The organism is Streptococcus mitis, from assembly GCF_009496285.1.
In the GTDB taxonomy this organism is placed as follows: Bacteria; Bacillota; Bacilli; order Lactobacillales; family Streptococcaceae; genus Streptococcus; species Streptococcus mitis_BP.
Genome location: NZ_WIJK01000001.1, coordinates 58,417 through 85,387, shown reverse-complemented (window position 1 = coordinate 85,387; position 26,971 = coordinate 58,417). Strand labels below are relative to the sequence as shown.

Genomic DNA, 26,971 nt, shown 5'->3' with positions numbered 1-26,971 from the left:
CTCAGCTTTCTTTGTTATAGTCAAAGCGAATGACTTGCTCCGTTGCATCTACATGGGCGTGGACTCCGAAGGGTACAATTGCTCTTGGAGTTGCGTGTCCGATATTCAGATTATAGACAATTGGGATATTGCTGTCAATGATATCCAATAGTGCCTCTTTATAGTCGTCATAGAAAGTTTCATCCATAGGTTTTCCGACCAAGATTCCATTGATGACCTCGAATATGCCAGTGTCCTTTAAAGTCCGCAACATCTTTTTGAAGTCTTCTGGCTCAGGCTTTTCTTCGCTTGTCTCTAGCAAGAGGATCTTTCCTTCCCAGTCTGACAAGTCAGGGAAAAGTTTGTATTTTTGGCAGAGCTCCGTGCTATCTGCGTATCGAGAGTTGTCAAAGATATCGTAGAGGGATTCGAGGCAACCACCGAGGATTTCTCCTTCGAATTGGGCATTTCCTTGTAACAAGTCAAAACCAGTGTTTGCATGACTGACACGAGGTGTTCCTAGAGCCTTGGGACTGAAGTCAGTTCGTTCCTCATACCAAACGTGACTAGGGCGGATTTCTGAGATTCTTCCAGTCTCAATCAATTCTTTAAAGTAGTGAAAGCTATAGGGCAACATCTCCTTGTCCAATTCACAAATGTCTGCTAAAAAGGATTGACCATAAAAGGTCTTGATTCCTAGTTTATGCAACATGAGATGGTTCATGGTTGTATCTGAGAAGCCAAGAAAAATCTTTTGTTTGATAACTTTTTCTAGTTGGTCATTTTCAAAAAGGTAGGGCAACAAACGATAGGTGTCGTCTCCGCCGATGGCACATAGGATCATGTCGATACTATCATCAGAAAAGGCTTGAATCAAATCCTCTGCACGAGCTTCAGGATGGTCCTTGATAAAGTCTAATCCTTTTTGCGAATGGGGCAAAAAGATGGGATTGAGTCCTAGGTCCTTGAGACGTTGAACGCCTAAGTCCACTTCGTGTTTGACAAAGTCCTCTCCAATAATGCCACTAGACAAGCTCACAATACCAATAGTAGAAATCATATCTTATCCTCCTAGAAATAGATTGAGCCTATTTTATCACAAAAGATGAGGGGAAACAACAAGAATTAGAATCAGAAAAAGGCTTTTAGATCAAGAAAGTAGTAAAAAAGCAACCAATGATGTGGTTGCTTTTTATAGTAGTTGTATTCTTATAGAGCAGTAAGGAAAGTCAGTCCGCCAAGGATAACCCCGGCTGAGTTTGGAATGATTAGAATCCAGTCTTTCTTAGGCTCTTTTGTCCATCCATAAATGACCCAGATTAAGCAAGAGACAGCTGCTGATAAAGGTTGAAATGGTTGAGCTTTATTTCCTTGTAAATTGGCAAAAATTTGGGGGATGTAGGCTATAAATACAATAATCCCGATAAAGGCACCAATTGAACCAACAATTTGATTAATTCTCTGTTTAGTCATATATATTTCTCCTTATTACTTTATTAGTATAACAGAAAAACAACTTGGATTCAAGGACAAAACCTCGGGATTCTAAGGAAAGACTTTACATTAGAACGTTTTTAGAAAATGTAGCTACTTTTCTTTGGAGAATAAAAAAATGCTTTGGAGCCATAATAAAAGTAGTCTGTCTGTAAAACACACTACTTTTATTGTTTATCTTAATATCTAGCAGGTCCAGCACTTGCGCTCTTGATGTTGAAACGTTTTTTGAGGTAGAAACGTAGGGCAAGGAGAGCTCCTCCAATGACCAACAAAACAAGAGGTGGTAAGCTGATGTTGATGGCTTGTGGAAGGAAGTTACTCAAGAAGAGGATGAAGACCCAGGCAAACATGGTTGCTAACATAACCAAAAGTGATTTCCAGAATGGAGGACGTTGGCTACGGTCAGTATCTGGTCCGTAGTAGCGGTAGATGAAGTGGTAGAGCAGGTAAAAGGCAACTCCACCAAAGGCTCCTACACTGATAAGTGTTACCAATCCGTAGGCCACAGGTTGGTTTGAGAAGAAGCTCATCAAGGCGCTAACTACTGCAAATAGTCCTGTGATGAAAAGGGCTGAATCCAACATCATCAATTTTGGATCGTCGTTTTCTTTTGGATGTTCTTTTTCGTACTGCTCTTTTTCGCTGAAACTATGAGCCCAGTGAGTTGGTGCTCCGTAGATAGAACGAGCTGTCACTCCTTTTGGTTGTTCTTCAAGGATATGAGGAATGACTTCTTCAAGGATAGCCTTGATTTCAGCATCTGTTTTTCCGTCCTTGAGAAATTGCTGGGTTGCAATATGGATAAATTCCTGGTTTTTCTTTGTTAATTCTTTTAAATCAATCTGTGACATAATAACTCCTGTTTAGAACCATTTTTTATGGATGAGGTAAAGAGTGAGAGAAACACTCATAGCAAAGGCGATAAAGACGATGAGCCAGAAAGCGTGCGGTTCTCCGTTTAAAGGGATTTCATTGTCCTTAAAGTTCATTCCGTAAGCTGAGAAAATCATGGTCGGGATGGACATAACGATAGTCACAAGTGCCAAGGTTTTCATGATATTGTTCTGGTTATTTGAAATGATAGAAGCAAAGGTCTCTGTCATAGAGTGAAGGACGTTTCCATAGATGTCCGCCATCTCGATGGCCTGTTGCGTTTCAATCAAGGTATCTTCCAGTAAGTCTTCATCTTCAAGGTATTTCTTGATATTGCTAGTTGCGCTGGTCAATTTTTTAATCACGCGCTCGTTTGTCTTCAGAGAGGCTTTGAAGTAGACGATGGTCTTCTCCAACTCCATGAGTTCGATCAATTCTTCGTTTCGAGTAGATTTGTGAAGTTGACTCTCGATCTGCTCACTCTTACGTTCAATCGAACGGAGGGCAGTTAGGTAAATCTCCGCATTGCGGTATAGGATTTGGAAGATGAAGCGCGAACGCATGAAGGTATAGAAATTTCGAAGCCTACGATTGATAAAGACATCAAGAAGTGGTAGAGGCTCCAAGCAGGTAGTGATGATAGCCTCTTCTGTGATGATAATCCCCAAGGGAATAGTCACATAGTAGGTCTGGTTATTTCTTTCCTCTGTTATTGGGACGTCTACGATAATCAAGGTGTATTCATCTTCGATGGTGATACGAGACATTTCTTCGGCATCGAGCGGTGCACGGAGATCGGCGATATCAATATCAAAGGCTGAGGCGATTTCCATCGATTCGCTTTGAGTAGGATTGACGAGATTGATCCAAGTGCCCGGCTGGAGCGTATCGATCTCTTTAAATTCAGTTGTTGTTGAGAGAAAGACTTGTTTCATATCTCCTATCCTTTCCTAATCTAATCCGTGTTTCAGTGATTTTTGACACCGTACTATTATACTACAAAATCGGCTTTTTTGGTAATAGAATTTCACTTTTTTTGGTATAATGGAAAGCAACAATGAACTAGAAAGAAGTAATATGCAAGATAAGATTGTCATCCATGGGGCACGCGCCCATAATTTAAAAAATATAGATGTGGAAATTCCGCGTGACAAGCTAGTTGTGGTGACGGGACTATCTGGATCAGGAAAATCTAGTTTGGCCTTTGATACCCTTTATGCTGAAGGGCAGCGTCGCTACGTTGAAAGTCTGTCAGCCTATGCTCGTCAGTTCTTGGGCAATATGGAAAAGCCAGATGTGGATTCTATCGATGGTCTCAGCCCTGCCATTTCCATTGACCAGAAAACGACTAGTAAAAATCCACGTTCGACGGTTGGAACAACGACGGAAATCAACGACTATCTACGTCTCCTCTATGCTCGTGTAGGAATACCCTACTGTATCAATGGACATGGGGCTATCAAGGCTTCGTCTGTAGAGCAGATTGTGGACAAGGTTTTGGAATTGCCAGAGCGCCAACGTTTGCAGATTTTAGCTCCTGTTATTCGTAAGAAAAAAGGGCAACATAAGACTCTGATTGAAAAGATTCAAAAGGATGGTTACGTCCGTGTCCGTGTCGATGGAGTTGTTTACGATGTGACCGAAGTTCCTGAACTTGAAAAGAATAAACAACACAACATTGACGTGGTAGTAGACCGTATCATCATCAAGGAAGGTATCCGTAGTCGTCTCTTTGATTCGATTGAAGCAGCTCTCCGTATCGCTGAAGGTTATGTCGTTATTGATACTATGGATGATTCAGAGTTGCTCTTCTCAGAACACTATGCTTGTCCAGTTTGCGGCTTTACAGTTCCGGAACTAGAGCCTCGTCTCTTCTCTTTCAATGCTCCTTTTGGTTCTTGTAGTGAGTGTGATGGTTTGGGTATCAAGCTGGAGGTGGATACTGATTTGGTAGTGCCAGATGCCAGCAAAACGCTACGTGAGGGAGCCTTGGCTCCTTGGAATCCTATCTCATCCAACTACTATCCAAACATGCTAGAACAAGCCATGACAGCTTTTGGAGTGGATATGGACAAGCCTTTTGAGGACTTGTCAGAAGAAGACAAGAACTTGATTCTTTACGGATCGGATGGCAAGGAATTCCATTTCCACTATGAGAATGAATTTGGTGGTGTGCGCGATATCGACATTCCGTTTGAGGGAGTTGTCAATAATATCAAGCGTCGCTACCACGAGACTAACAGTGATTACACCCGCACCCAGATGCGCCTCTACATGAATGAGTTGACCTGCGGAACCTGTCATGGCTATCGTCTCAATGACCAAGCCTTGTCTGTCCGTGTGGGTGGTGAGCAAGGGCCACACATCGGAGAAATTTCAGACCTGTCTATCGCAGACCACTTGGACTTGGTAAGCCAGTTGACTCTATCTGAAAACGAAGCCATCATTGCTCGTCCGATTCTTAAGGAAATCAAAGACCGCTTGACCTTCCTCAATAATGTCGGTCTCAACTATCTGACCCTTTCTCGTTCTGCAGGAACATTATCAGGTGGGGAGAGCCAACGTATTCGTTTGGCGACTCAGATTGGTTCCAATCTCTCAGGAGTCCTCTATATCTTAGATGAGCCGTCTATCGGTCTTCACCAGAGGGACAATGACCGTCTGATTGCCAGTCTGAAAAAGATGCGTGATTTGGGGAACACCTTGATCGTAGTAGAACATGATGAAGATACCATGCGAGAGGCGGATTATTTGATTGACGTCGGTCCTGGAGCGGGAGTCTTTGGTGGAGAAATTGTTGCGGCAGGAACGCCTAAGCAAGTAGCGCGCAACAGCAAGTCCATTACCGGACAGTATCTATCAGGAAAACGTGCCATTCCAGTACCAGAAGAGCGCCGTGTGGGAAATGGTCGCTTTATCGAGGTGACAGGAGCGCGTGAGAACAACCTGCAAAATGTCACAGCTCGCTTTCCACTAGGAAAATTCATCGCAGTGACAGGGGTATCAGGTTCAGGGAAATCGACCCTAATCAATAGCATTCTCAAAAAAGCTATTGCCCAGAAGCTCAACCGCAATTCAGACAAGCCTGGTAAGTTTAAAACCATTACAGGGATTGAACATATCGACCGTCTGATAGATATTGACCAAAGTCCAATCGGACGAACACCGAGGTCCAACCCTGCTACCTATACAGGTGTCTTTGATGACATTCGGGACCTCTTTGCTCAGACAAATGAAGCCAAGATTCGTGGCTATAAGAAGGGGCGTTTCAGTTTCAACGTCAAGGGCGGTCGCTGTGAAGCTTGCTCGGGTGATGGGATTATCAAGATTGAGATGCATTTCTTGCCAGATGTTTACGTGGCTTGTGAAGTTTGCCACGGGACTCGTTACAACAGTGAAACTCTAGAAGTTCACTATAAGGAAAAGAATATCTCGCAGGTCTTGGACATGACCGTTAACGATGCGGTGGAGTTCTTCCAACACATTCCGAAAATTCAGCGCAAACTTCAGACGATTAAGGATGTTGGTCTAGGTTATGTGACCTTAGGACAACCAGCCACAACTCTTTCTGGTGGAGAAGCTCAACGTATGAAGCTGGCTAGCGAACTCCATAAGCGCTCGACCGGTAAATCCTTCTACATTCTAGATGAACCGACAACTGGTTTGCATACTGAGGACATCGCTCGACTACTCACCGTTTTGTCTCGCTTTGTTGATGATGGCAATACAGTTCTCGTCATTGAGCACAATCTGGATGTTATCAAAACAGCAGACCATATTATCGACTTAGGACCAGAAGGTGGTGTCGGTGGCGGAACTATTATCGCAACAGGAACTCCAGAAGAAGTAGCTGCTAACCAAGCAAGCTATACAGGACAGTATTTGAAAGGAAAGTTACATCATGAATAAACGTGTGCAAGCATTTTTAGATAAAATGCAAGAAAAAGAACTAGATGGAATCATTATCAATAACCTTAAAAATGTCTACTATTTGACAGGATTTTGGGGTTCAAATGGTACGGTCTTTATCAGTCGTGACCGTCAAATTTTGGTGACGGATGCCCGCTATATCATCGCTGCTAAGCAGGAAGTTACTGGTTTTGAGATTTTTGCAGAACGTGACGAGTTGGCTACTATCGCAAAAATTGCTAAAGACATGGGTCTTTCTCGCATCGGTTTTGAAGATGAAATTTCAGTTTCTTATTACCATCGCATGCAAACTGCTTTTGAAGGGATGGAATTACTTCCACAGACTCAGTTTGTTGAAGCCCTTCGTATGATTAAGGACGAGACAGAGATTGCGACCATTCGCAAGGCATGCTCTATCTCTGACCAAGCTTTCCACGATGCTCTTGACTTTATCAAGCCAGGGAAGACAGAAATTGAAATTGCCAACTTCCTGGACTTCCGTATGCGTGAATTAGGCGCTGCTGGTTTGTCTTTTGACACGATTCTAGCTAGCGGGATCAACTCTTCTAAACCCCATGCCCATCCAATGCACAAGCCAGTAGAACTAGGCGAAGCTATCACTATGGACTTCGGTTGTCTTTATGACCACTATGTCAGTGATATGACACGTACCATCTACCTAGGTCATGTGAGCGACGAACAAGCAGAAATCTACAACACCGTTTTGAAGGCCAATCAAGCTCTGATAGACCAAGCTAAGAATGGCTTAGGTTTCCGTGACTTTGATAAAATCCCTCGTGATATCATTGTGGAAGCAGGCTATGGAGAATACTTTACTCACGGTATCGGGCACGGTATTGGACTTGATATCCACGAAGAACCTTACTTTAGCCAAACTTCCAAAGAAGTTATCAAAACTGGTATGGTCTTGACTGATGAACCTGGTATTTATATTGAAGGTAAATACGGGGTTCGTATCGAAGATGATATCTTGATTACAGATACAGGTTGTGAGTTATTAACCCTTGCTCCAAAAGAATTAATCGTAATCTAAGAAAAATGAGATAAATCGTTGACTTTTACTAGTTAAAGGTTTATACTGAAAGGCGAAAACGGTAGGTGAGGCTACCATAGGGATACGGATGACTACCGCAAAGCAGTGGAGACACTACTCGTTGGTCAACAGTCCTGGTCGCGAAGGTCAAGACTAAGCTCATTACATCGCCCTATGGAGTTAAAGCTTGAACGAAAACGGATAATAAGTTTTTTAGTCCTGCCATTTTATGGCAGGACTTTCTGCTGTTTTAGAACAAAGAAGGGAGACAAACGATGCAAATTGACGATCATCCAGAACCGCACATACACAGCCAATCGCTGATTTGTGTCGTTCTGTCCCTATAAAGTGATTGGTCTCTGTGTATGATACTCTTCGAAAATCAAATTCAAACCACGTCAACGTCGCCTTGCCGTACTCAAGTACAGCCTGTGGCTAGTTTCCTAGTTTGCTCTTTGATTTTCATTGAGTATGAAATCACCATTCATACAGATAGGAGAAACCAATGAAAACTACAAAAGAAAGACTAGCAGCAGCTATTCAAACTCCATTAAAAGATAGTCTAGCTTTTTACCATACAAGTCTAAAAGGCTTAGACCAAGAACAAGTCGAAGAAAACCGTGACCTATATGGTGAAAACACCATCACCAAGGGCCAAGAGGATTCTATCTTTAAAAAGATTTATGAATCCATTATCAATCCTTTCACAATCATTTTGCTTGTGATTGCCTTTATTTCTCTCGTTACAAACGTCTGGCTTGCAAAACCTGGCCAAGAGGACCCTACGACCTCTATTATTATCGTTGTCTTGGTTTTGATTTCAGGAGGCATCCGTTTTGTCCAAGAGTTGAGGAGCGACAAGGCGACAACCAATCTTTCAAAAATGATTGTCAACACTGCAACTGTTATTCGTGATGGTCTTGAACAAGAGTTACCAATCGATGAGTTGGTTGTGGGAGATCTCGTGAAATTGAGTGCGGGAGACATGATTCCAGCAGATGTTATCTTATTTGAATCACGTGACTTTTTCGTTCAACAGTCAGGCTTGACTGGAGAAAGTGATGCAGTTGAAAAACTTGCCTTAAATAAAGCTACTAATCAAAATGTAGAGAGTCTTTTAGAAGCAGAATCTTTGGCATTCATGGGGACAAACGTTATCTCAGGAAGTGCTACAGCTATGGTTCTAGCTGTTGGTGATGATACCATGATGGGAGCTATTGAACAGACTCTCAACACCTACGATGAACCAACTTCTTTTGAACGTGAAATGAACAGCATTTCTTGGCTCTTGATCCGTTTGATGCTTGTCATGGTTCCTATTGTATTCTTTGCTAATGGTTTGACAGATGGGGACTGGCTGGAAGCAGGGGTCTTTGCCCTTAGTGTTGGTGTAGGTCTTACACCTGAAATGTTACCGATGATCATTACAGCTAGTTTGGCAAAGGGTTCTATCATCATGGCCAAAGAAAAAGTCGTGATTAAAAAACTCAATGCCATTCAGGACTTAGGAGCAATTGATATCCTATGTACAGATAAAACTGGAACTCTAACGCAAGATGAGATTGTCTTAGAATACCCTTTGGATATCCATGGCGATTTGGATATGGCTGTCTTAAGAAGAGCTTATCTAAATTCACATTTCCAAACCGGTTTGAAAAACTTAATGGACCGTGCCATTATCAGTAGAACTGAAAAAGAAGCTAAAGAACACGTTATTCTACAAGATTTGGATAAAATCTTCCAAAAGATTGATGAACTGCCTTTTGACTTTGAACGCAGACGCATGAGTGTCATCGTCAAAGACGACAGCAATGTCGTTAGTATGGTTACCAAAGGCGCTTTAGAAGAAATGTTGACCATTTCGACTCATGTGGAATATCGCGGAGAAATCATTCCCCTAACCGAAGACATTCGCCAAGAAGTATTAGCAGAAGTTGGTCAATTAAACCGTCAAGGTTTGCGTGTCTTAGGTGTTGGTTACAAGTCAGGTCTACGTGAAGATTATGCTTATGCTGTGACTGATGAAAGTGACATGATCCTTACGGGTTACCTTGCCTTCTTGGATCCACCAAAACCATCTGCAGCACCAGCTATTCAAGCTCTGCTTGAGCATGGTGTCAGAACAAAAATTTTAACTGGGGATAACGAAAAAGTAACCCAAGCCATTTGTGAAAAGGTTGGATTGGATGTTGAACACATCCTTTTGGGAGCTGATATCGATAAAATGACTGACCAAGAATTGGCAGAAGCGGTTGAAAGTGTAACAGTATTTGCTAAATTGTCTCCTGATCAAAAAGCCCGTATCATTCTACAGTTAAAGAAAAATGGTCACGGTGTTGGTTATATGGGTGACGGTATTAATGACGCTCCATCCATGAAGGTGGCAGATGTCGGTATTTCTGTAGATACAGCAGTAGACATCGCCAAAGAAACAGCGGATGTTATTTTGCTAGACAAGGATCTCATGGTTCTTGAAACTGGTATCGTTGAGGGCCGTAAGGTCTACGCCAATATGACCAAGTACATCAAGATGACCGTCAGTTCAAACTTTGGGAATATCTTCTCACTCCTTGTTGCGAGTATTTTCTTGCCATTTCTACCAATGGCTCCTGTTCATCTCATTGTCCTAAACCTAGTCTATGATTTGTCTTGTGTGGCATTGCCGTTTGATAATGTGGATCAAGACTTCCTTAAACAACCCCATACATGGGAAGCAAAATCCATTACGCGATTTATGGTTTGGATGGGACCGATCTCATCTGTCTTTGATATTTTGACCTTTATCTTCCTCTACTTTATCATTGTTCCTTTGGTGACAGGCCATCACTATGTTCATGGATCTGAATCTGCCCTTCAGTTTATTATCTTGTTCCAAACAGGATGGTTCATCGAATCTATGTGGTCTCAAACCATGGTTATCCATATGCTTCGTACAGCAAAAGTTCCTTTTCTACAAAGCAGACCAGCTTGGCTTGTGATTTTGATGACTCTGGTTGCAGCCTTTTTCGTAACCAGCCTACCTTATGGACCACTAGTAAATATCCTTCGTCTAGCACCCTTAGGACTTCCTTACTTCTTATTCTTAATCTGTATTATTTTCTTGTATATGTTTAGCGTCACAGTTATTAAGAAATTTTACATTAAGAAATATAAAGAATGGTTATAGTTCGTGTTTTGTCAAGAAAAAAGTTCAAAAATTGCCAAAAAAGTTAAAATTTTTTAAAAATAGGTCGCAAGTCCGATGTTTTTTATGGTATAATAGTCTAAACTGATAGTAACATGTAGCGAAAGGGGTAGGTACATGATCAAAATTTATACAGTCTCAAGTTGTACTAGCTGTAAAAAAGCTAAGACCTGGCTCAATGCCCACCAGTTAAGTTATAAAGAACAAAACCTCGGTAAGGAAGGAATCACGAGAGAAGAATTACTTGATATTTTGACAAAAACAGATAATGGAATTGCAAGTATCGTATCATCGAAGAATCGTTATGCAAAAGCTCTTGGTGTTGATATTGAAGACTTGAGTGTCAATGAAGTGCTCAAGTTAATAATGGAAACACCTCGCATCTTGAAAAGTCCGATTCTTGTAGATGAAAAACGCCTACAAGTCGGTTATAAAGAAGACGATATCCGTGCCTTCTTGCCACGCTCTGTCCGTAATGTGGAAAATGCAGAAGCGCGTTTACGTGCGGCTCTATAAAACATCAAGGCTGGGAGTGACTCCTAGCCTTCTCTAATATTTAAATTTGATAACATGTGAGGATTTATGAAAAAGTTAGTCATTGGAACATTCGCAGCACTATTTTTGCTCGTTGGATGTGGTCAGAAAAAAGAAACAGCCGCTTCAACTACTGAGAGTTCTCAGGAAGCTCTACAGTCTACCTTGCCCGTATTAGAAAATGCAACCAAGAATACAGTTGTTACCAAGACCTTGGTTTTGCCAGCTGATGAGAGTGGAGCACAGCAAACTCAAATCATTACTTATAAAGGCAATCAATTTTTAAGCTTGACCATTCAGCAGAAACGTCCTGTATCAGAAGATTTAAAAAATTATATTTCTGAACGTGGATTAGACGAAGCTAAAAAAGCTCTTAAAGAAGCTGAGGACAAGGATGAGTCTGTGCAAGCAGCTCGAAAAATTTCAGGCTTTACCATTGAAACGACTCTTTTAAATGAGAAAGAAATGGAAACCAAAACTAGCTATGATTTCCAAACGATGGATATTAAAAAAGCCAGTGAAAACGAATACTTGAAGAATGTTGGACTGGAAAACCTATTGAAAAACGAACCAGAGGACTATATTGCTAATCGTGTTGCAAATGGGGCAACAGTCCAGTAAAAAGTCACAGAAAATCAGCAGAATCAGACTGTGTGATTTGTAGAACGACCGCGAATGTGCTATAATAGTACTATTCTAAGGAAAGAGGGTGTTAGAATGGGATTTACTGAAGAAACCGTACGTTTTAAATTGGACGATTCCAATAAAAAAGAAATCAGTGAAACATTGACAGATGTCTATGCTTCTTTGAATGAAAAGGGCTATAACCCTATTAACCAGATCGTGGGCTATGTTCTCAGTGGAGACCCAGCTTACGTTCCTCGTTATAACAATGCACGAAATCAAATCCGTAAGTATGAGCGAGATGAAATCGTTGAAGAACTGGTTCGCTACTACCTTAAAGGACAAGGAGTCGATCTATAATCTATGAGAATTATGGGATTGGACGTTGGTTCAAAAACGGTAGGGGTAGCGATTAGTGATCCACTTGGGTTTACGGCTCAAGGGCTTGAAATCATCCAAATCAATGAAGAGCAAGGTCGGTTTGGTTTTGAACGTCTCAAAGAATTGGTTGAAGCCTATAAAGTGGAGCAGTTTGTTGTTGGTTTGCCTAAAAACATGAACAATACAAGTGGCCCACGGGTGGAAGCTAGCCAGGCATATGGCGAGAAGTTGGTAGAGCTCTTTGGCTTACCGGTAGATTATCAAGATGAACGCCTAACTACGGTCGCTGCAGAGCGTATGTTGATTGAGCAAGCGGATATTAGTCGCAATAAGCGTAAAAAAGTTATTGATAAATTAGCCGCTCAATTGATTTTGCAAAATTATTTAGATAGAAAATTTTAAGACAGAGGAGAAACTATGTCACACGATCACAATCACAACCACGATCACGAAGAACGTGAACTTATTACACTTGTAGATGAGCAAGGAAACGAAACCTTGTTTGAAATCCTTTTGACCATTGACGGAAAAGAAGAATTTGGTAAAAACTATGTTCTTCTTGTACCAGTTAACGCAGAAGAAGACGAAGATGGACAAGTTGAAATCCAAGCTTACTCATTCATCGAAAATGAAGATGGAACAGAAGGCGAATTGCAACCAATCCCTGAAGATTCAGAAGATGAATGGAACATGATTGAAGAAGTCTTCAACAGCTTTATGGAGGAGTAAAAATGTTCAGTGAATATTTTTACCCCAACTCCTAGAAAGTGGAAGAGTTGGAACGTCCAGTAGACGTTTTTAGCCTTACGCTAAAAATAAAGACCGTAAGTAAGTCTGGTAGACTGTATCAGCCCTGCTTCTAGAAATAAGAAAAAGCAGGAACGTCCGAGGAACATTTTTACCCTTGTGATAAAAATGAAGACTGCAAGTAAGTCCGGTGGGTGTTTTTAGTCCCCACTAAAAATAAAATTTAGCTAGGAACTAGCAAATTAGGTAAGAGGTTGGGATAAAAATCCCGGCCTCGCTTTTTATTAGCCACCAAATTTTGACGCGGTAGCTGATTGGACTTTTTGTTCGTCTTTTAGACTCCCAAAAGCTTTTTTGGTGAAAAATTTCATTTTTCTATCCGCAACCTTCAACAATCAAATGAATTGTTGAAGCCTCGCGGGGCTGGGACTACGAAATCGAGACTTCGTCAATCGATTTCTGTCCCACCGTCTTTTTTATTAAGGAGATACATATGTTTGAAGTTGAAGAATGGCTTCATAGTCGGATTGGCTTGAATTTCCGATCGGGTTTGGGGCGGATGCAACAAGCGGTGGATTTGTTGGGGAATACTGAGAAAACTTATCCTATTATCCATGTGACAGGAACTAATGGCAAGGGGTCTACTATTGCTTTTATGAGGGAACTCTTTGTTTCTCATGGCAAAAAGGTTGGAACCTTTACTTCGCCCCACATTGTTAGCATCCATGATCGCATCTGTATTAATGGTGACCCCATATTGGACGTAGATTTTATTCGTTTAGCAGATCAAGTCAAAGCAATGGAGCAAAGGCTTCTAGAAACTCACGATCAGCTATCTTTTTTTGAGTTGCTGACCTTGATTGCTTTGCTTTATTTTAAAGAACAAAAGGTGGATCTGGTCTTGCTGGAAGTTGGTATTGGAGGTTTACTGGACACGACTAATGTGGTAACTGGAGAAATTTCAGTTATTACATCGATCGGCCTCGATCACCAAGAGACTTTAGGTAATAGTTTAGCAGAAATTGCTGAACAGAAGGCAGGGATTTTTAAGTCAGGCAAGTCAGCCGTTATTGCCAACCTAGCACCGGAAGCACAGATTGTTTGTCAAAAGGTTGCAGAAGATTTGGGTGTGACTCTCTATCAAGCTGACAAAGATTTTTCTTTCAAAGAAGGACATTTTTCTTCTTCTCTAGTGGACTTGAGCCAATTAAAACTAGGTTTGGAAGGAGCCTATCAAGAGGAAAATGCAGCTCTGGCCTTGCAAACTTTTCTATTGTTTATGACGCAAAGAAGTGAAAAGGTCAATGAAGAGTCCATCCAAGCTGCTTTGAAAACTACCAGATGGGCGGGGCGTTTAGAAGCTGTTACAGAGCACATTTATCTAGATGGTGCCCATAATCTACCGGCTTTAGAACGATTGGTTGAATTTATTCAGGAGAAAATCCAGCAAGGCTATCATCCACAAATCCTTTTTGGTGCTTTGAAGAGAAAAAATTATAGTGGAATGCTTACTTATTTGACAGAACATTTACCTGATACAGCTCTCTATGTGACGAGCTTTGACTATCAGGGTTCCTTGGAGGACCAAGACTTGAGTGACTATCATAGAGTTTCCTCATATCGAGATTTTATAGATGGCTTTGAAGCTTCTGCAGGGGAGAAAGATTTACTGTTTGTGACGGGTTCTCTCTATTTTATATCAGAGGTTCGTGCCTATCTTGTGAATGTTTGACCTCGCCCCTCTCTTTATTTAATATAGTAGAGGTGAAATGGCTCAGCAGTATTATGCTGCTTCATAGTTGTTAAAAGAAAGGAGATCCTATGTCACTAAAAAAATTCACACTTTCTCTTGCTGCTTTGGCAAGTCTTAGTCTCTTAGCTGCTTGCTCCCCAAAAGCGCAGTCAACTCCTTCCTCTCAAGTAAGCACTAGTGCAGAAGCGAGCACTAGTCAGAAATCGGAAACGTCAGCTTCTAGTTCAACAGCTAGTTCAGTAACTAATATTGATGGAACCTATACGGGACAAGATGATGGGGACACCGTTATCTTGGTCGTTACTGGAAATACTGGAACATGGACGGAAGTAGAGCCTGATAGTGATCAGGAAATTAAAAAGGTAACCTTCGAACCAGAAAACCAGAGAGTCTTTGTTGGAGACGATATCAAGGTTTATGTAGCAGAAGAAAACCAGATTATCATTGATGATATGGATCGTGAGATTTCAGACCGTATCGTGTTAAAGAAATAAACATTATTTGTAGGGATTTGAATCTAAATTAACCAGATTCAAGTCCTTTTTCTTCCATCAATTTCTGGTGATTAAAAAATTCCATACTTTTAAGGTAGTTAAGTTCTACCCAAAAAGTACAGAACGGATGGTGTTAAAGGAAGTGTTCCTGTAAAAAGTGAGCGACTCCATCTTCCTCGTTGGTTAGTGGCAACTGTTGGTCAGCGAAAGGAAGTAGAGCAGGATTAGCATTTTTCATAGCATATCCTTTGCCTGCAAAGGAAAGCATTTCTTGGTCATTGTGTTCGTCGCCAAAGGCAATTAAATTCTGTTTGTCTATATTCATGACATTGAGAAGATATTCAAGGGCAAAGGCCTTGTGAACTCCTTTGGGTGTACATTCGAGGATGTTTAAAGGACCACCCCAAGTGTTAATATTGAGTTGGTGCTTGTAAAACTGATTCATCTCTTCTGCTAGGGCATATTTGTCACTTGCGCGAGTCTGCAATAAAATGCAGTTAGGATCCTTGGTGACAAGTTCAGAATTAAACTGATTTTCAGGTCTGAAGTTTTCAACACCAAATAGCCTAGGGTCGGCAATGTCCTTGTCTGGAGCTGTAATGTAAAACTTTTTACGGTATTCACCTGCGATAAAGTCGGCCTCGATTTCCTCTTTTCGTTGAACCATATCTAAGAGATACTTTTTATCAACAGTCAGGCATTTTTCATGCTCCCAAACCTTACCAGGCAAGTGAGTGAGTGAACCATTGAAATTGATCATAGGCGTTTCAAGTTCAAGCTGGTCATAAAAATCTTTAGCCATACGATAAGGGCGACCTGTTGCAATCACGACATGGTGGCCCTTTTTAGATATTTGTTTGATAGTATCCTTGGTAAAATCCGATAATTTGCTTTCGCCATTAAGTAAGGTTCCGTCCAAGTCGACGGCAATCATTTTTTGGGTCATAAGATCCTCCCGAATCTAGTTTCAGATAAGATGTTTTCTATTATATCAAAAAGCGGAGAGAAAAGCTGACTCTAAGTGAAATGCGGGAGAACAATATCTATTAGTGTTTTTTAATTTTTTAAAAAAACACCTTGAAAAGGTGAATGATTGATGATATAATGGTTCTATTGTTCGTAAAATGACAAAGGAGATTAAAAATGGACAAACTATTTAAACTAAAAGAGCACGGGACAGACGTCCGTACAGAGGTTCTTGCTGGTTTAACAACTTTCTTTGCAATGAGTTATATTCTCTTTGTAAACCCTCAAATGCTTTCACAAACAGGAATGCCTGTTCAGGGTGTATTCTTGGCAACAATCATCGGTTCTGTTGTGGGAACTTTGATGATGGCCTTCTATGCTAACTTGCCATATGCACAAGCTCCAGGTATGGGACTTAACGCCTTCTTTACATTTACAGTTGTATTTGGGATGGGCTACACTTGGAAAGAAGCTCTTGGGATGGTCTTCATCTGTGGAGTTATTTCACTGATTATTACATTGACCAATGTTCGTAAAATGATCATTGAGTCTATTCCTACAACACTTCGTTCAGCGATTTCAGCAGGTATTGGGGTTTTCCTTGCTTATGTTGGGATTAAGAATGCTGGTCTCTTGAAATTCTCGATTGACCCAGGTACTTATACAGTAGCAGGTGAAGGAGCAGATAAGGCTCAAGCAGCACTTACTGCAAACTCAGCAGCTGTTCCAGGATTGGTAGACTTCAACACGCCAGCTGTCTTGGTAGCTCTTGCAGGTATTGCCATTACTATCTTCTTCGTTGTTAAGGGGATCAAAGGTGGTATCATCCTTTCTATTTTGACAACGACAGTTCTTGCGATTGCTGTTGGTCTTGTTGATTTGTCTAGCATTGACTTTGCAAGCAATAATCTTTCATCAGCAGTTAACGATCTAGGAACCTTGTTTGGTGCTGCTCTTGGTTCAGAAGGATTGGGATCTCTGATTTCAAACACCTCTCGTTTGCCAGAAACCTTGATGGCCATTCTTGCCTTCTCATTGACAGATATTTTTGATACTATCGGTACTCTTATCGGTACTGGTGAAAAAGTTGGTATCATTGCAACAAGTGGTGAAAACCATGAGTCAGCTAAATTGGATAAGGCTCTTTACTCTGACTTGGTGGCAACTTCAGTAGGTGCTATTGCAGGTACTTCAAACGTTACAACTTATGTTGAGTCTGCAGCTGGTATCGGTGCTGGTGGACGTACTGGTTTGACAGCTTTGGTTGTTGCCATCTGTTTTGCCCTATCAAGCTTCTTTAGCCCACTTCTAGCAATCGTTCCAACAGCTGCAACTGCACCAATTTTGATTATTGTCGGAATTATGATGCTCTCTAACTTGAAAAATATTCCTTGGGATGATATGGCTGAAGCTGTTCCAGCTTTCTTCACATCTATCTTTATGGGATTCAGTTACTCAATCACACAAGGGATTGCCGTTGGTTTCTTAACTTATACTTTGACGAAGGTTGTCAAAGGTCAAGTGAAAGATGTGCATGTCATGATTTGGATTTTGGATGCCTTGTTTATCTTGAATTACATCAGTATGGCTCTTAACTAATGACAAAAACAAAAAAAGAGGGGAGTCTCCTCTTTTTTTGTTGATGGAAATATCACAAAATAAAACTTTTTGGTATAATAAGTACATGTACACAAAAAATGAAGATGAGTTGATTGCACTTGGGGAAGACCTAGGGCATTTGTTAGAAAGAAATGATGTGTTGATTTTGACTGGTGAATTAGGTGCTGGGAAAACAACGCTAACAAAGGGTCTGGCTAAGGGATTAGACATTCATCAAATGATTAAAAGTCCTACTTATACCATTGTTCGAGAATATGAGGGACGTCTACCCTTATATCACTTAGATGTTTATCGCATCGAAGGGGATGCAGATTCTATCGACTTGGATGAATTTCTTTTTGGTTCAGGTGTAACGGTTATTGAGTGGGGACATCTATTGGGGGAAAATCTTCCATCAGATTATCTGGAGTTAGAAATCCTTAAAAAAGATGAGGGCCGAGAAATCGTCTTTCATGCTCATGGCCAAAGAGCGACAGAACTTTTGAAAGGATTGACGGATGGAGTATGATCTTTTAATCCGTGAAGCGGAAATCCAGGATGCTTCAGCGGTCATTGCTCTCTTAGATCAAATTGGTCAAGAGTCTAATTTTACCAGTCTGGATGAAAATGGGATTGCAATGAGTGAGTCTGAGATGCAACATTTTTTGGATAAGCAGGCCCAGTCGGATAATCAAATTACCCTACTCGCTTTTTTGAATGATGAGTTAGTAGGAATCATCAATACAACAGCTGATCAACGTCCGCGAGTCAGTCATATTGGAGATGTTTTTTTAGGAATAAAAAAAGCTTACTGGGGAAATGGTCTCGGTAGTATCTTGATGGAAGAAACTATTGAATGGGCCAAATCAAGTGGTAGTATTCGACGGTTACAATTGACAGTTCAAAAAAGAAATCTTGCCGCGGTGCATCTGTATGAAAAAATGGGCTTTATCATAGAAGGATTACAGGAACGTGGTGCTTGTATAGAAGGAGGAGAGTTTCTAGATGTTTACCTAATGGGTCAACTGATAGACGAATAAGAGTATGGTAAAAAAAATAATTGGAATGTTTTTGGGTTTGGTCCTTGTGACTGTGCTAGGTGTAGGTGCCTATGCCTATACAATTTATCAGCAAAGTACGCAAACTTTAGCTAAAACCTATAAAAAAATCGGTGAAGAAACCAAGGTAATTGAAGCGACCGAACCTCTGACGATTTTGCTTATGGGCGTGGATACAGGAAATGTTGAACGTACAGACCCATGGGCTGGGAATAGTGATTCAATGATCTTAGTGACAGTGAATCCTAAAACTAAGAAGACGGTCATGATGAGTTTGGAGCGTGATATTCTCACACAAATCCAGCAACCAGATGGTAGTGTTAGAGAAGCGAAACTCAATGCTGCCTATGCTGATGGCGGAGCAGAGTTGTCTATTTCAACGATTCAAAAGATGATGAACATTCATATCGACCGTTATGTGATGGTCAATATGCATGGCCTTCAAAGAATGGTTGATGCTGTAGGTGGTATTACAGTCAACAACACTCTCGGCTTCCCAATTTCTATTCAAGATCAGGAACCTTTTAATACGATTTCGATTGGAGTCGGTGAGCAAACCCTCAATGGTGAAGAAGCCCTTGTTTATTCACGCATGCGTTATCAGGATCCTGAAGGGGACTATGGTCGTCAAAAACGCCAGCGTGAAGTGATTCAAAAGGTTGTCGAGAAAATTCTTAGTTTGAACAGTGTGAGTCACTACCAAGAGATTCTGAAGGCTCTTAGTGACAACATGCAGACAAATATCGAGATTACAACGACAACCATTCCTCAGTTGATGGGTTATCAAGATTCCTTTAAAAATATCGAAACCCAACAATTACGTGGTGAAGGTGAAATGATTGACGGGATTTCTTACCAAATCGTTTCTGGTGAGCATATACTAGAGATGCAAAATCTTTTACGCCGTTCGCTCGGACAACCAGAGGTTACGAATTTGGAGACCAATATAGTCTTGTACGAGAATCTTTTTGGCCACTTGCCACCATCTTCTGAGGAGTCAGAATAACAAGAAACTATCCATCAAATCGTAGGAATTATCCTGCGATTTTTTCAAAGAAATCCGAATAGGTAAGTAGGAGGAAAAAATGAAAGCAGAAATTATAGCTGTTGGAACAGAGATTTTGACAGGTCAGATTGTCAATACCAATGCGCAATTCTTGTCTGAAAAATTGGCTGAAATCGGTGTAGATGTCTATTTTCAGACAGCTGTAGGAGATAACGAGGCTCGTCTCTTATCCTTGTTAGAAATTGCTCAGAATCGCAGTAGTCTAGTCATTTTAACAGGTGGCTTGGGACCGACGGAAGATGATTTGACCAAGCAAACTTTGGCCCAATTTTTGGGACGCGACTTGACTTTTGATCCTCAGGCTCAGGCTAAGCTAGATGACTTTTTTGCTCATCGACCAGACTATGCTAGAACTCCAAATAATGAACGCCAGGCTCAAATCGTTCAAGGTTCAACTCCATTACCAAACGAAACAGGACTGGCAGTCGGTGGTATGATCGAGGTGGCTGGGGTAACCTACGTTGTTCTACCAGGACCTCCAAGTGAATTGAAACCTATGGTCTTAAATGAGTTGCTTCCAAGATTGACAACGGGATCTAAGCTCTATTCACGTGTGCTACGTTTTTTTGGGATTGGTGAGAGCCAGCTAGTGACCATTCTATCAGATTTGATTGACCAGCAGACGGATCCAACCTTGGCACCTTATGCTAAAACTGGGGAAGTGACCCTTCGCTTATCGACCAAGGCTAAGAGTCAAGAAGAAGCAGATCGTGTTCTAGATACTTTAGAACAAAAAATCCTTGAAAGAGAAACTTTTGAGGGCGTTTCACTTCGAGAAATTTGCTATGGCTATGGGGAAGAAACCAGCTTGGCTAGTCTGGTAGTAGAAGAGTTGAAAAAGCAAAAGAAAACTATCACTGCAGCAGAAAGCTTGACTGCAGGTCTTTTTCAAGCTACTTTGGCTGATTTCTCAGGTGTGTCTGCTATCTTTAAAGGTGGTTTTGTGACTTATAGCCTTGAAGAAAAAGCTAAGATGCTTGATATTCCACAGGCTGAATTGGAAAAACACGGAGTCGTCTCAGCCTTTACTGCTGAAAAAATGGCTGAACAGGCGCGAATCAAGACCCAGTCAGATTTTGGCATTAGTTTGACAGGAGTGGCTGGACCAGATAGCCTAGAAGGACATCCAGCAGGTACAGTTTTTATTGCTTTGGCGCAAGCTTCGGGGGCAGAAGTTATCCAGGCCAATATCGCAGGTAGAAGTCGTGCAGATGTGCGAGAAATTGCAGTATTACATGCCTTTAACCTAGTTCGCAAAGCTTTATTAAGTGATGGAGATTTGTTATAATAGAAGAAGGTCTAAGGACTATTAGAATACAGGAGAATAAAATGGCGAAAAAACCAACAAAAAAATTAGACGAAATTGGCAAAAAATTTGGTGCTGATCGTGAAAAAGCCCTAAACGATGCCCTTAAATTGATTGAAAAAGATTTCGGTAAGGGATCAATCATGCGCTTGGGTGAACGTGCAGAGCAAAAGGTCCAAGTGATGAGCTCAGGTTCTTTGGCTCTTGATATTGCACTCGGATCAGGTGGTTATCCAAAGGGACGTATCATCGAAATCTACGGTCCAGAATCATCTGGTAAGACAACGGTTGCCCTTCATGCGGTAGCGCAAGCCCAAAAAGAAGGCGGAATTGCTGCCTTTATCGATGCGGAGCACGCGCTTGACCCAGCCTATGCAGCAGCTCTTGGGGTTAACATTGACGAATTGCTCTTGTCACAACCAGACTCAGGGGAGCAAGGTCTTGAAATTGCTGGGAAATTGATTGATTCAGGTGCAGTTGACCTTGTTGTTATCGACTCAGTTGCTGCTCTTGTACCTCGTGCGGAAATCGATGGAGATATCGGAGATAGCCACGTTGGTCTTCAAGCTCGTATGATGAGCCAGGCTATGCGTAAACTTGGAGCTTCTATTAATAAGACTAAGACAATTGCTATCTTCATTAACCAATTGCGTGAAAAAGTAGGAGTTATGTTTGGTAATCCAGAGACAACTCCTGGTGGACGTGCCCTTAAATTCTACGCTTCTGTCCGTTTGGATGTTCGTGGAAGCACACAAATCAAGGGAACTGGTGATCAAAAAGATACGAGCGTAGGTAAGGAAACCAAGATTAAGGTTGTTAAAAACAAGGTAGCTCCACCATTCAAAGAAGCCTTTGTTGAAATCATGTATGGAGAAGGAATTTCAAGAACTGGTGAGCTTTTGAAGATTGCAAGTGATCTTGACATCATCAAGAAGGCAGGAGCATGGTACTCTTATAAAGACGAAAAGATTGGTCAAGGTTCTGAAAATGCAAAGAAATACTTGGCAGATCATCCAGAAGTCTTTGATGAGATTGACCACCAAGTTCGTGTCAAGTTTGGCTTGATTGAAGACGATGCAGTAGCCGATGAAAAAGTAAAGGCTCCCGAAGTAGAAGTAGCTAATCAAGAAGTGACTCTTGACCTTGGCGATGATCTTGAAATCGAAATTGAAGATTAAAAAGTAAAAGTGGCGGAGGAATCCCCACTTTTTCTGCTATATGAGAATAAAGAAACAAGGTTATGAGAGCAGGATTGATAGGTTTTCTCAATATAAATGAGGAAGACTCTTGCCAAAAGGTTACTTTGATGAAAAAATAAATTGAGAATAAAAGTAATGCTAAGGAGACTGTTGGTATGGAAAAGCGTTTAGTTCGCAATGTTCAAGATAAAAAAATTGCAGGTGTTTGTGCAGGCCTTGCTGACTATTTAGATATTGATGCAACACTTGTTCGTGGACTTTGGGTCCTCTTCACTCTACTAGGTGGATCAGGAATTCTTGCCTATCTCATTCTCTGGCTCATCATGCCAGAAGCTGGAACAAAAGCGTAAACTTAGTGACATTTTTATAAGAGAAATCAAGATAAGGCTGAAACAAAATTGTTTCAGCCTTATTTATAGTGGATTGAAATAAGGGATGAACAATTCGATTAGGAAAGTCAAACTTATTTCTAGAAATATTTTAGAATTCGTAGCGTACTATTCTAGATTCAATCTACTATAATTTTGTTGTGTAGCAGATTGAATAGAAAACACTATAGTAGATTCAAATAAGGGATGAACAATTCGATTAGAAAAATCAAACTTATTTCTAGAAATATTTTTAGCAGTCGTGATGTACTATTATAGATTCAATCTACTATAATTTTGTTGTGTAGCAGATTGAATAGAAAATACTATAGTAGATTGAAATAAGGGATGAACAATTCGATTAGGAAAGTCAAACTTATTTCTAGAAATATTTTTAGCAGTCGTAATGCACTATTCTAGATTCAATCTACTATATTTTGATGGATTTAGCAAAACTTTCTGCTATTTGATTTCGGAATCACAAAAAAATCACCTGTAGCACAGGTGATTGAGTTTTCATTGTCGAGAAGTTTGCAGTTTCTTACTGGGAAGTTAAAGACTGCAGTATAGATTAGTGTTCACTAAAGCGACGGTACTCGATGTGGAAGTCAAAATAATTTTCTTCTTGTAATTTTTGGAAGATATTCCGATAGGCTTCTTCATCAAAGTGGTCGCCACGATATAGAATCTCAAAACTAAGACCTTCGTACTCCAAAAAAGCATTGGCTGTTTTGAAGCCGTTTTGTAGGTAGAAGTCCATGCGGGCTTTTCGTTGTTCGAGGTTATCACAATCTTCGTCCAACCGCTCCACTTCAAGAATCATGGTACGTTGGTAAAAATCAATGAGTTTTTCAATGATTTCTCTCCCGTATCCATGACTACGGAGATGGGGCATAATGGCAAAAAAGCTAATGTAGAAAGCTTTTTGGTTGGAAATGGCAAAAGCGAAGCCGACAAATTCTTCCTCGTTATAGAAAGCGAAAAAGTGAGCATCATCTCTATCCTGGTAACTTAAAAATTCTTCCAAAGGGACCCGTTCTTCTTCAGGAAAGGCTTCCTTGTTTAATTGGTCAACTTTCTTAAGGTCTGGGAATACATCTGTAATTAACTGGCTGGTTAAGCTCATACATGGCCTCCTTTTCTGTCACGATTATACCAGATTGTTTGTATCTAGGCAACGCTTTCTTATCCAAACTCCCTTGTTCCCCTACTGGAAAGCTGATATAATAGCCTTATGAATAAAAAATCAACGGTGGACCTGATTCATGGTCCCATCCTTCCCGCGCTAATTAGTTTTGCATTACCGATTCTACTGTCCAATATCTTTCAGCAACTTTACAATACGGCTGATATCTTGATTGTTGGGCGTTTTTTAGGGCAAGATTCCTTGGCGGCAGTCGGAGCAACGACAGCCATTTTTGATTTGATTATCGGCTTTGCCCTCGGTGTTGGAAATGGGATGGGTGTTGTTATTGCACGTCTCTACGGCGCTCGTAATTTTGAAAAGATTAAGGAAGCTGTCGCAGCAACTTGGATTTTAGGGATTATCTTGAGTGTGCTTGTCATGTTGATGGGCTTTTTTGGTCTTTATCCACTCTTACAGTACCTAGAAACACCTGCAGAAATTCTCCCTCAGTCCTATGAATATATCTCCATGATTGTTAGCTGTGTGGGAGTGAGCTTTGCTTATAATCTTTTTGCAGGTTTGCTACGCTCTGTTGGCGATAGTCTTGCTGCGCTTGGTTTTCTTATTTTCTCAGCCATCGTTAATGTGATTCTGGATTTGTATTTTATTACACAATTGCAGTTAGGTGTTCAATCTGCTGGTCTTGCAACTATTATCTCGCAAGGTTTGTCAGCTATCCTTTGTTATCTCTATATCCGAAAGAGTGTTCCAGAGCTCCTTCCTAGGTTGAAGGATTTTAAATGGAATAAGGCCCTCTATGTCGATCTTTTGGAACAGGGGCTAGCCATGGGCTTGATGGGTTCAATCGTCTCTGTCGGAAGTGTTATTTTGCAATCCTCTGTCAATAGTTTTGGAGCAGTCATAATCAGTGCTCAGACAGCAGCACGCCGAATCATGGCCTTTGCCTTATTGCCAATGACGGCTATCTCAGCATCGATGACGACTTTTATCTCTCAAAACTTTGGTGCAAAACGTCCAGATCGCATTGTCCACGGTCTTCGACTAGGGAGTTATATCAGTATGGCTTGGGCAAGCTTTGCATGTGTATTTCTATTTTTTGCAAGTCCTAGCCTAGTTTCTTTCCTAGCAAGTTCGACAGATGGTTATCTGATTGAAAACGGGACTTTGTACTTACGCATCAGTTCTGTATTCTATCCATTTTTGAGTCTTTTATTGATCTATAGAAATAGCTTACAAGGGCTAGGTCAAAAGTTCCTACCTCTCGTATCAAGCTTTATCGAGTTGTTTGGGAAAATTATTTTTGTGGCTTGGATTATTCCTTGGACAGGTTATACAGGTGTGATTCTATGTGAGCCTCTTCTCTGGCTAGTTATGACTGCCCAACTTTACTTCTCGCTTTCCAAACATCCATGGATCAAAGAAGGCAAAAAACTCTTGGCTACTGGCGGGAAATCCTAGCTTGATTTACAAAAGAAAATCCGTTTCCTCTAGTGAAAATCGGATAGACTTGTGTTATAATAAGAAAGATTAAAATGTGAATAAAGGAGATTCCTAATGGGACGTAAATGGGCCAATATCGTAGCTAAGAAAACGGCTAAAGATGGAGCTAACTCTAAAGTATATGCAAAATTTGGTGTAGAAATCTATGTAGCAGCTAAAAAAGGTGAGCCAGATCCAGAACTAAACACTGCTTTGAAATTCGTTATCGATCGTGCCAAACAAGCGCAAGTACCAAAACACGTTATTGATAAAGCAATCGATAAAGCAAAAGGAAACACAGACGAAACCTTTACAGAAGGACGTTACGAAGGATTCGGACCAAATGGTTCTATGTTGATCGTTGATACTTTGACTTCAAACGTCAACCGTACAGCTGCGAATGTTCGTGCTGCTTTTGGTAAAAACGGTGGAAACATGGGAGCTTCAGGTTCTGTATCTTACCTCTTTGACAACAAGGGTGTTATCGTCTTTGCAGGTGAAGATGCTGACGCTATCTTTGAGCTTTTGCTTGAAGCAGATGTTGATGTAGACGATGTAGAAGCAGAAGAAGGAACAATCACTGTTTACACAGCTCCAACTGACCTTCACAAGGCTATTGTGGCTTTGCGTGAATCTGGTATCGAAGAATTCCAAGTAACTGAATTGGAAATGATTCCTCAATCAGAAGTTGAGTTGTCAGGTGAAGATTTGGAAACATTTGAAAAACTCTACGGAGTCCTTGAAGACGACGAAGACGTACAAAAAATCTACACAAACGTAGACGGATTCTAAGAATAAAAATAACCCCTTTGAAAATTCAGTGTTTTCAAGGGGTTTGTTTATCTTGTGATAACAAAAGGGCAGGAAAGAGACAAAGATTTCTTTTGCTCAAAACGTTATTAGTAATCTATAATTGTCCATAATCCAATGGATTGTGGAAATATCCTGGTGTTGGGATTTAGAAATGGAGGCTTGGCCTACCGATTGCTATTCCCAGTACCTTTTTAGTTATGTTAAACTTTCACTCCAGAATCAGTTTGTTCTTTTCGGTCCAGTCCGACAGCAAATTTATGAATCAGAAGAAACTGACCATTTTTCTGCTTTACAAAGTTTAAAACAACTGCCTTACTAGGTGAACCTAGGGAGAGATAGGTGATTCTTTTGGTTTCATAATCACTGTCACTTGAATCTACTTCAGAATCTGGAATCCCATGTTCCCTGATAATGTCATTGTAGTTGGTACCCCCTTGCCCTTGGTTGGAAGGGTCGCCCTCTATTAAGGCATCAAACTGTTCTTGAGTCCAGGTAAAGATCTCTTCTTCCTCTTCATATTCATCAATGGTACTATTTGGCCAATCTTCATTGGTTGGTTCTTCCATGAGATAATTAGAAGAGCTACGATAGCCTCTTATAAAATCAGCGAAGATAGGAGTGAACAGCAGTTGGCTTATCAGTACAATGATAATGGAAATGAGGCCAAAGCTTGAACCAATCATAGCTAATGTTTTTTGATTTTGGAGATTGAGACCAATACCGATGACTCCTAAGATCAAGGCAACAAATCCAAAGAGAAAGGATAGACTATGGATAATTGGTATCCGAGAACATAAAAGAGCGCCAGCTCCAAAAATGACAGCAAGGGTTCCTAAGGTTTTATACTCTTCTTGTTTCATTTGAAAGTTCTCCCATTTCTAGTGTAATAAGACAAGTTAGTGCCTATTATAGATAAATTATCAACTATTGTCAATTTATAT

General features: G+C 40.7%; 26 protein-coding genes and 1 riboswitch. Of the genes, 19 read left to right on the top strand and 7 right to left on the bottom strand.

The features are described 5' to 3' along the window. Position 1 precedes the first annotated feature (1 nt). The 4 genes from GEZ89_RS00400 to GEZ89_RS00385 form a co-directional block, all read right to left on the bottom strand. Positions 2 to 1,039 (bottom strand): S66 family peptidase, encoded by a 1,038-nt coding sequence (locus tag GEZ89_RS00400; RefSeq protein WP_153224572.1) that lies wholly within the window; start codon positions 1,037 to 1,039, stop codon positions 2 to 4. Between the two features lie 149 nt (positions 1,040 to 1,188). Beyond that, positions 1,189 to 1,452 (bottom strand): SemiSWEET family transporter, encoded by a 264-nt coding sequence (locus GEZ89_RS00395; protein ID WP_004250486.1) that lies wholly within the window; start codon positions 1,450 to 1,452, stop codon positions 1,189 to 1,191. Between the two features lie 200 nt (positions 1,453 to 1,652). Next, on the bottom strand, positions 1,653 to 2,327 hold the full coding sequence (locus GEZ89_RS00390; protein WP_006146142.1) for a DUF1129 domain-containing protein: 675 nt from the start codon (positions 2,325 to 2,327) through the stop codon (positions 1,653 to 1,655). Between the two features lie 12 nt (positions 2,328 to 2,339). Continuing rightward, entirely contained in the window at positions 2,340 to 3,284 is a 945-nt protein-coding gene (locus tag GEZ89_RS00385) for a magnesium transporter CorA family protein (protein WP_000815631.1), read from the bottom strand. Positions 3,285 to 3,426: 142 nt separating this feature from the next. Between GEZ89_RS00385 and uvrA the strand changes: the two genes are divergently transcribed. The 10 genes from uvrA (at position 3,427) to GEZ89_RS00335 (ending at position 15,029) form a co-directional block, all read left to right on the top strand. Next, positions 3,427 to 6,258: an excinuclease ABC subunit UvrA gene (gene uvrA / locus GEZ89_RS00380; RefSeq protein WP_153224571.1), complete on the top strand. Its 2,832-nt coding sequence runs from the start codon at positions 3,427 to 3,429 to the stop codon at positions 6,256 to 6,258. After that, positions 6,251 to 7,312 carry a M24 family metallopeptidase gene (locus GEZ89_RS00375; protein WP_153224570.1) on the top strand — a complete coding sequence of 354 codons (1,062 nt, stop codon included), beginning with the start codon at positions 6,251 to 6,253 and terminating at the stop codon, positions 7,310 to 7,312. Before uvrA ends, GEZ89_RS00375 begins: the two co-directional genes overlap by 8 nt. Positions 7,313 to 7,365: 53 nt before the next feature. After that, a riboswitch (M-box (ykoK) riboswitch) is annotated at positions 7,366 to 7,519 on the top strand. A gap of 298 nt (positions 7,520 to 7,817) precedes the next feature. Continuing rightward, positions 7,818 to 10,478: a magnesium-translocating P-type ATPase gene (mgtA, locus tag GEZ89_RS00370; protein ID WP_153224569.1), complete on the top strand. Its 2,661-nt coding sequence runs from the start codon at positions 7,818 to 7,820 to the stop codon at positions 10,476 to 10,478. A 135-nt stretch (positions 10,479 to 10,613) separates the two neighbouring features. After that, positions 10,614 to 11,012, top strand: coding sequence for a transcriptional regulator Spx (gene spx / locus GEZ89_RS00365; protein ID WP_153224568.1), 399 nt, complete (start codon positions 10,614 to 10,616; stop codon positions 11,010 to 11,012). A 66-nt stretch (positions 11,013 to 11,078) separates the two neighbouring features. After that, on the top strand, positions 11,079 to 11,651 hold the full coding sequence (locus GEZ89_RS00360; protein WP_153224567.1) for an SP0191 family lipoprotein: 573 nt from the start codon (positions 11,079 to 11,081) through the stop codon (positions 11,649 to 11,651). A 96-nt stretch (positions 11,652 to 11,747) separates the two neighbouring features. Beyond that, on the top strand, positions 11,748 to 12,014 hold the full coding sequence (locus GEZ89_RS00355) for an IreB family regulatory phosphoprotein (RefSeq protein ID WP_000507060.1): 267 nt from the start codon (positions 11,748 to 11,750) through the stop codon (positions 12,012 to 12,014). Between the two features lie 3 nt (positions 12,015 to 12,017). Then, entirely contained in the window at positions 12,018 to 12,437 is a 420-nt protein-coding gene (ruvX, locus tag GEZ89_RS00350; RefSeq protein WP_153224566.1) for a Holliday junction resolvase RuvX, read from the top strand. 15 nt (positions 12,438 to 12,452) lie between these two features. Next, a complete protein-coding gene (locus GEZ89_RS00345) occupies positions 12,453 to 12,764 on the top strand; it encodes a DUF1292 domain-containing protein (RefSeq protein ID WP_153224565.1) in 312 nt (103 codons plus the stop codon). A 511-nt stretch (positions 12,765 to 13,275) separates the two neighbouring features. Then, positions 13,276 to 14,514, top strand: coding sequence for a bifunctional folylpolyglutamate synthase/dihydrofolate synthase (locus GEZ89_RS00340; RefSeq protein WP_153224564.1), 1,239 nt, complete (start codon positions 13,276 to 13,278; stop codon positions 14,512 to 14,514). Positions 14,515 to 14,603: 89 nt separating this feature from the next. After that, a complete protein-coding gene (locus GEZ89_RS00335; protein ID WP_153224563.1) occupies positions 14,604 to 15,029 on the top strand; it encodes an SP_0198 family lipoprotein in 426 nt (141 codons plus the stop codon). 133 nt (positions 15,030 to 15,162) lie between these two features. Here the strand turns inward: GEZ89_RS00335 and GEZ89_RS00330 are convergent, their stop codons facing one another. After that, positions 15,163 to 15,975 carry a Cof-type HAD-IIB family hydrolase gene (locus tag GEZ89_RS00330; protein ID WP_153224562.1) on the bottom strand — a complete coding sequence of 271 codons (813 nt, stop codon included), beginning with the start codon at positions 15,973 to 15,975 and terminating at the stop codon, positions 15,163 to 15,165. 197 nt (positions 15,976 to 16,172) lie between these two features. On the opposite strand from GEZ89_RS00330, the gene GEZ89_RS00325 reads away from it, so the two are divergent. The 7 genes from GEZ89_RS00325 to GEZ89_RS00295 all read left to right on the top strand — a co-directional run bounded on the left by GEZ89_RS00325 (position 16,173) and on the right by GEZ89_RS00295 (position 22,573). After that, positions 16,173 to 17,594, top strand: a complete 1,422-nt coding sequence (locus GEZ89_RS00325; RefSeq protein ID WP_153224561.1) for an NCS2 family permease — start codon at positions 16,173 to 16,175, stop codon at positions 17,592 to 17,594. Between the two features lie 85 nt (positions 17,595 to 17,679). Then, positions 17,680 to 18,123 (top strand): tRNA (adenosine(37)-N6)-threonylcarbamoyltransferase complex ATPase subunit type 1 TsaE, encoded by a 444-nt coding sequence (gene tsaE / locus GEZ89_RS00320; RefSeq protein WP_153224560.1) that lies wholly within the window; start codon positions 17,680 to 17,682, stop codon positions 18,121 to 18,123. Next, on the top strand, positions 18,113 to 18,634 hold the full coding sequence (locus tag GEZ89_RS00315) for a GNAT family N-acetyltransferase (protein ID WP_153224559.1): 522 nt from the start codon (positions 18,113 to 18,115) through the stop codon (positions 18,632 to 18,634). The genes tsaE and GEZ89_RS00315 overlap by 11 nt, the downstream gene beginning before the upstream one ends. A gap of 4 nt (positions 18,635 to 18,638) precedes the next feature. Next, positions 18,639 to 19,658: a biofilm formation/cell division transcriptional regulator BrpA gene (gene brpA, locus GEZ89_RS00310; RefSeq protein ID WP_153224558.1), complete on the top strand. Its 1,020-nt coding sequence runs from the start codon at positions 18,639 to 18,641 to the stop codon at positions 19,656 to 19,658. Positions 19,659 to 19,737: 79 nt separating this feature from the next. Next, the gene (locus GEZ89_RS00305; protein WP_153224557.1) at positions 19,738 to 21,006 is read left to right on the top strand and encodes a competence/damage-inducible protein A; all 1,269 of its coding nucleotides are present in this window, start codon (positions 19,738 to 19,740) and stop codon (positions 21,004 to 21,006) included. A gap of 41 nt (positions 21,007 to 21,047) precedes the next feature. After that, positions 21,048 to 22,202, top strand: coding sequence for a recombinase RecA (gene recA, locus GEZ89_RS00300; RefSeq protein ID WP_153224556.1), 1,155 nt, complete (start codon positions 21,048 to 21,050; stop codon positions 22,200 to 22,202). 176 nt (positions 22,203 to 22,378) lie between these two features. After that, complete coding sequence (locus GEZ89_RS00295) at positions 22,379 to 22,573, top strand: PspC domain-containing protein (protein WP_153224555.1); 195 nt, start codon at positions 22,379 to 22,381, stop codon at positions 22,571 to 22,573. 589 nt (positions 22,574 to 23,162) lie between these two features. On the opposite strand, the gene GEZ89_RS00290 is transcribed toward GEZ89_RS00295, so the two are convergent. Then, a complete protein-coding gene (locus GEZ89_RS00290; protein WP_153224554.1) occupies positions 23,163 to 23,717 on the bottom strand; it encodes a GNAT family N-acetyltransferase in 555 nt (184 codons plus the stop codon). Positions 23,718 to 23,825: 108 nt separating this feature from the next. Between GEZ89_RS00290 and GEZ89_RS00285 the strand changes: the two genes are divergently transcribed. Both GEZ89_RS00285 and GEZ89_RS00280 read left to right on the top strand, forming a co-directional pair. Further along, complete coding sequence (locus GEZ89_RS00285) at positions 23,826 to 25,196, top strand: MATE family efflux transporter (RefSeq protein WP_153224553.1); 1,371 nt, start codon at positions 23,826 to 23,828, stop codon at positions 25,194 to 25,196. 96 nt (positions 25,197 to 25,292) lie between these two features. After that, on the top strand, positions 25,293 to 26,009 hold the full coding sequence (locus GEZ89_RS00280; protein WP_045762594.1) for a YebC/PmpR family DNA-binding transcriptional regulator: 717 nt from the start codon (positions 25,293 to 25,295) through the stop codon (positions 26,007 to 26,009). Positions 26,010 to 26,230: 221 nt separating this feature from the next. Here GEZ89_RS00280 and GEZ89_RS00275 read toward each other — a convergent pair whose 3' ends face one another. After that, the gene (locus GEZ89_RS00275) at positions 26,231 to 26,890 is read right to left on the bottom strand and encodes a hypothetical protein (RefSeq protein WP_153224552.1); all 660 of its coding nucleotides are present in this window, start codon (positions 26,888 to 26,890) and stop codon (positions 26,231 to 26,233) included. Between the last annotated feature and the right edge of the window lie 81 nt (positions 26,891 to 26,971).

Coding starts and splice junctions, on each gene's coding strand:
- GEZ89_RS00305 (WP_153224557.1), top strand. CDS start 19,738: ATGAAAGCAGAAATTATAGCTGTTGGAACAGAGATTTTGACAGGTCAG.
- GEZ89_RS00335 (WP_153224563.1), top strand. CDS start 14,604: ATGTCACTAAAAAAATTCACACTTTCTCTTGCTGCTTTGGCAAGTCTT.
- GEZ89_RS00290 (WP_153224554.1), bottom strand. CDS start 23,717: ATGAGCTTAACCAGCCAGTTAATTACAGATGTATTCCCAGACCTTAAG.
- GEZ89_RS00275 (WP_153224552.1), bottom strand. CDS start 26,890: ATGAAACAAGAAGAGTATAAAACCTTAGGAACCCTTGCTGTCATTTTT.
- GEZ89_RS00295 (WP_153224555.1), top strand. CDS start 22,379: ATGGAAAAGCGTTTAGTTCGCAATGTTCAAGATAAAAAAATTGCAGGT.
- GEZ89_RS00395 (WP_004250486.1), bottom strand. CDS start 1,452: ATGACTAAACAGAGAATTAATCAAATTGTTGGTTCAATTGGTGCCTTT.
- GEZ89_RS00400 (WP_153224572.1), bottom strand. CDS start 1,039: ATGATTTCTACTATTGGTATTGTGAGCTTGTCTAGTGGCATTATTGGA.
- GEZ89_RS00390 (WP_006146142.1), bottom strand. CDS start 2,327: ATGTCACAGATTGATTTAAAAGAATTAACAAAGAAAAACCAGGAATTT.
- GEZ89_RS00325 (WP_153224561.1), top strand. CDS start 16,173: ATGGACAAACTATTTAAACTAAAAGAGCACGGGACAGACGTCCGTACA.
- GEZ89_RS00355 (WP_000507060.1), top strand. CDS start 11,748: ATGGGATTTACTGAAGAAACCGTACGTTTTAAATTGGACGATTCCAAT.
- ruvX (WP_153224566.1), top strand. CDS start 12,018: ATGAGAATTATGGGATTGGACGTTGGTTCAAAAACGGTAGGGGTAGCG.
- mgtA (WP_153224569.1), top strand. CDS start 7,818: ATGAAAACTACAAAAGAAAGACTAGCAGCAGCTATTCAAACTCCATTA.
- GEZ89_RS00285 (WP_153224553.1), top strand. CDS start 23,826: ATGAATAAAAAATCAACGGTGGACCTGATTCATGGTCCCATCCTTCCC.
- GEZ89_RS00330 (WP_153224562.1), bottom strand. CDS start 15,975: ATGACCCAAAAAATGATTGCCGTCGACTTGGACGGAACCTTACTTAAT.
- GEZ89_RS00340 (WP_153224564.1), top strand. CDS start 13,276: ATGTTTGAAGTTGAAGAATGGCTTCATAGTCGGATTGGCTTGAATTTC.
- uvrA (WP_153224571.1), top strand. CDS start 3,427: ATGCAAGATAAGATTGTCATCCATGGGGCACGCGCCCATAATTTAAAA.
- brpA (WP_153224558.1), top strand. CDS start 18,639: ATGGTAAAAAAAATAATTGGAATGTTTTTGGGTTTGGTCCTTGTGACT.
- GEZ89_RS00385 (WP_000815631.1), bottom strand. CDS start 3,284: ATGAAACAAGTCTTTCTCTCAACAACAACTGAATTTAAAGAGATCGAT.
- GEZ89_RS00280 (WP_045762594.1), top strand. CDS start 25,293: ATGGGACGTAAATGGGCCAATATCGTAGCTAAGAAAACGGCTAAAGAT.
- GEZ89_RS00315 (WP_153224559.1), top strand. CDS start 18,113: ATGGAGTATGATCTTTTAATCCGTGAAGCGGAAATCCAGGATGCTTCA.
- GEZ89_RS00345 (WP_153224565.1), top strand. CDS start 12,453: ATGTCACACGATCACAATCACAACCACGATCACGAAGAACGTGAACTT.
- recA (WP_153224556.1), top strand. CDS start 21,048: ATGGCGAAAAAACCAACAAAAAAATTAGACGAAATTGGCAAAAAATTT.
- spx (WP_153224568.1), top strand. CDS start 10,614: ATGATCAAAATTTATACAGTCTCAAGTTGTACTAGCTGTAAAAAAGCT.
- tsaE (WP_153224560.1), top strand. CDS start 17,680: ATGTACACAAAAAATGAAGATGAGTTGATTGCACTTGGGGAAGACCTA.
- GEZ89_RS00360 (WP_153224567.1), top strand. CDS start 11,079: ATGAAAAAGTTAGTCATTGGAACATTCGCAGCACTATTTTTGCTCGTT.
- GEZ89_RS00375 (WP_153224570.1), top strand. CDS start 6,251: ATGAATAAACGTGTGCAAGCATTTTTAGATAAAATGCAAGAAAAAGAA.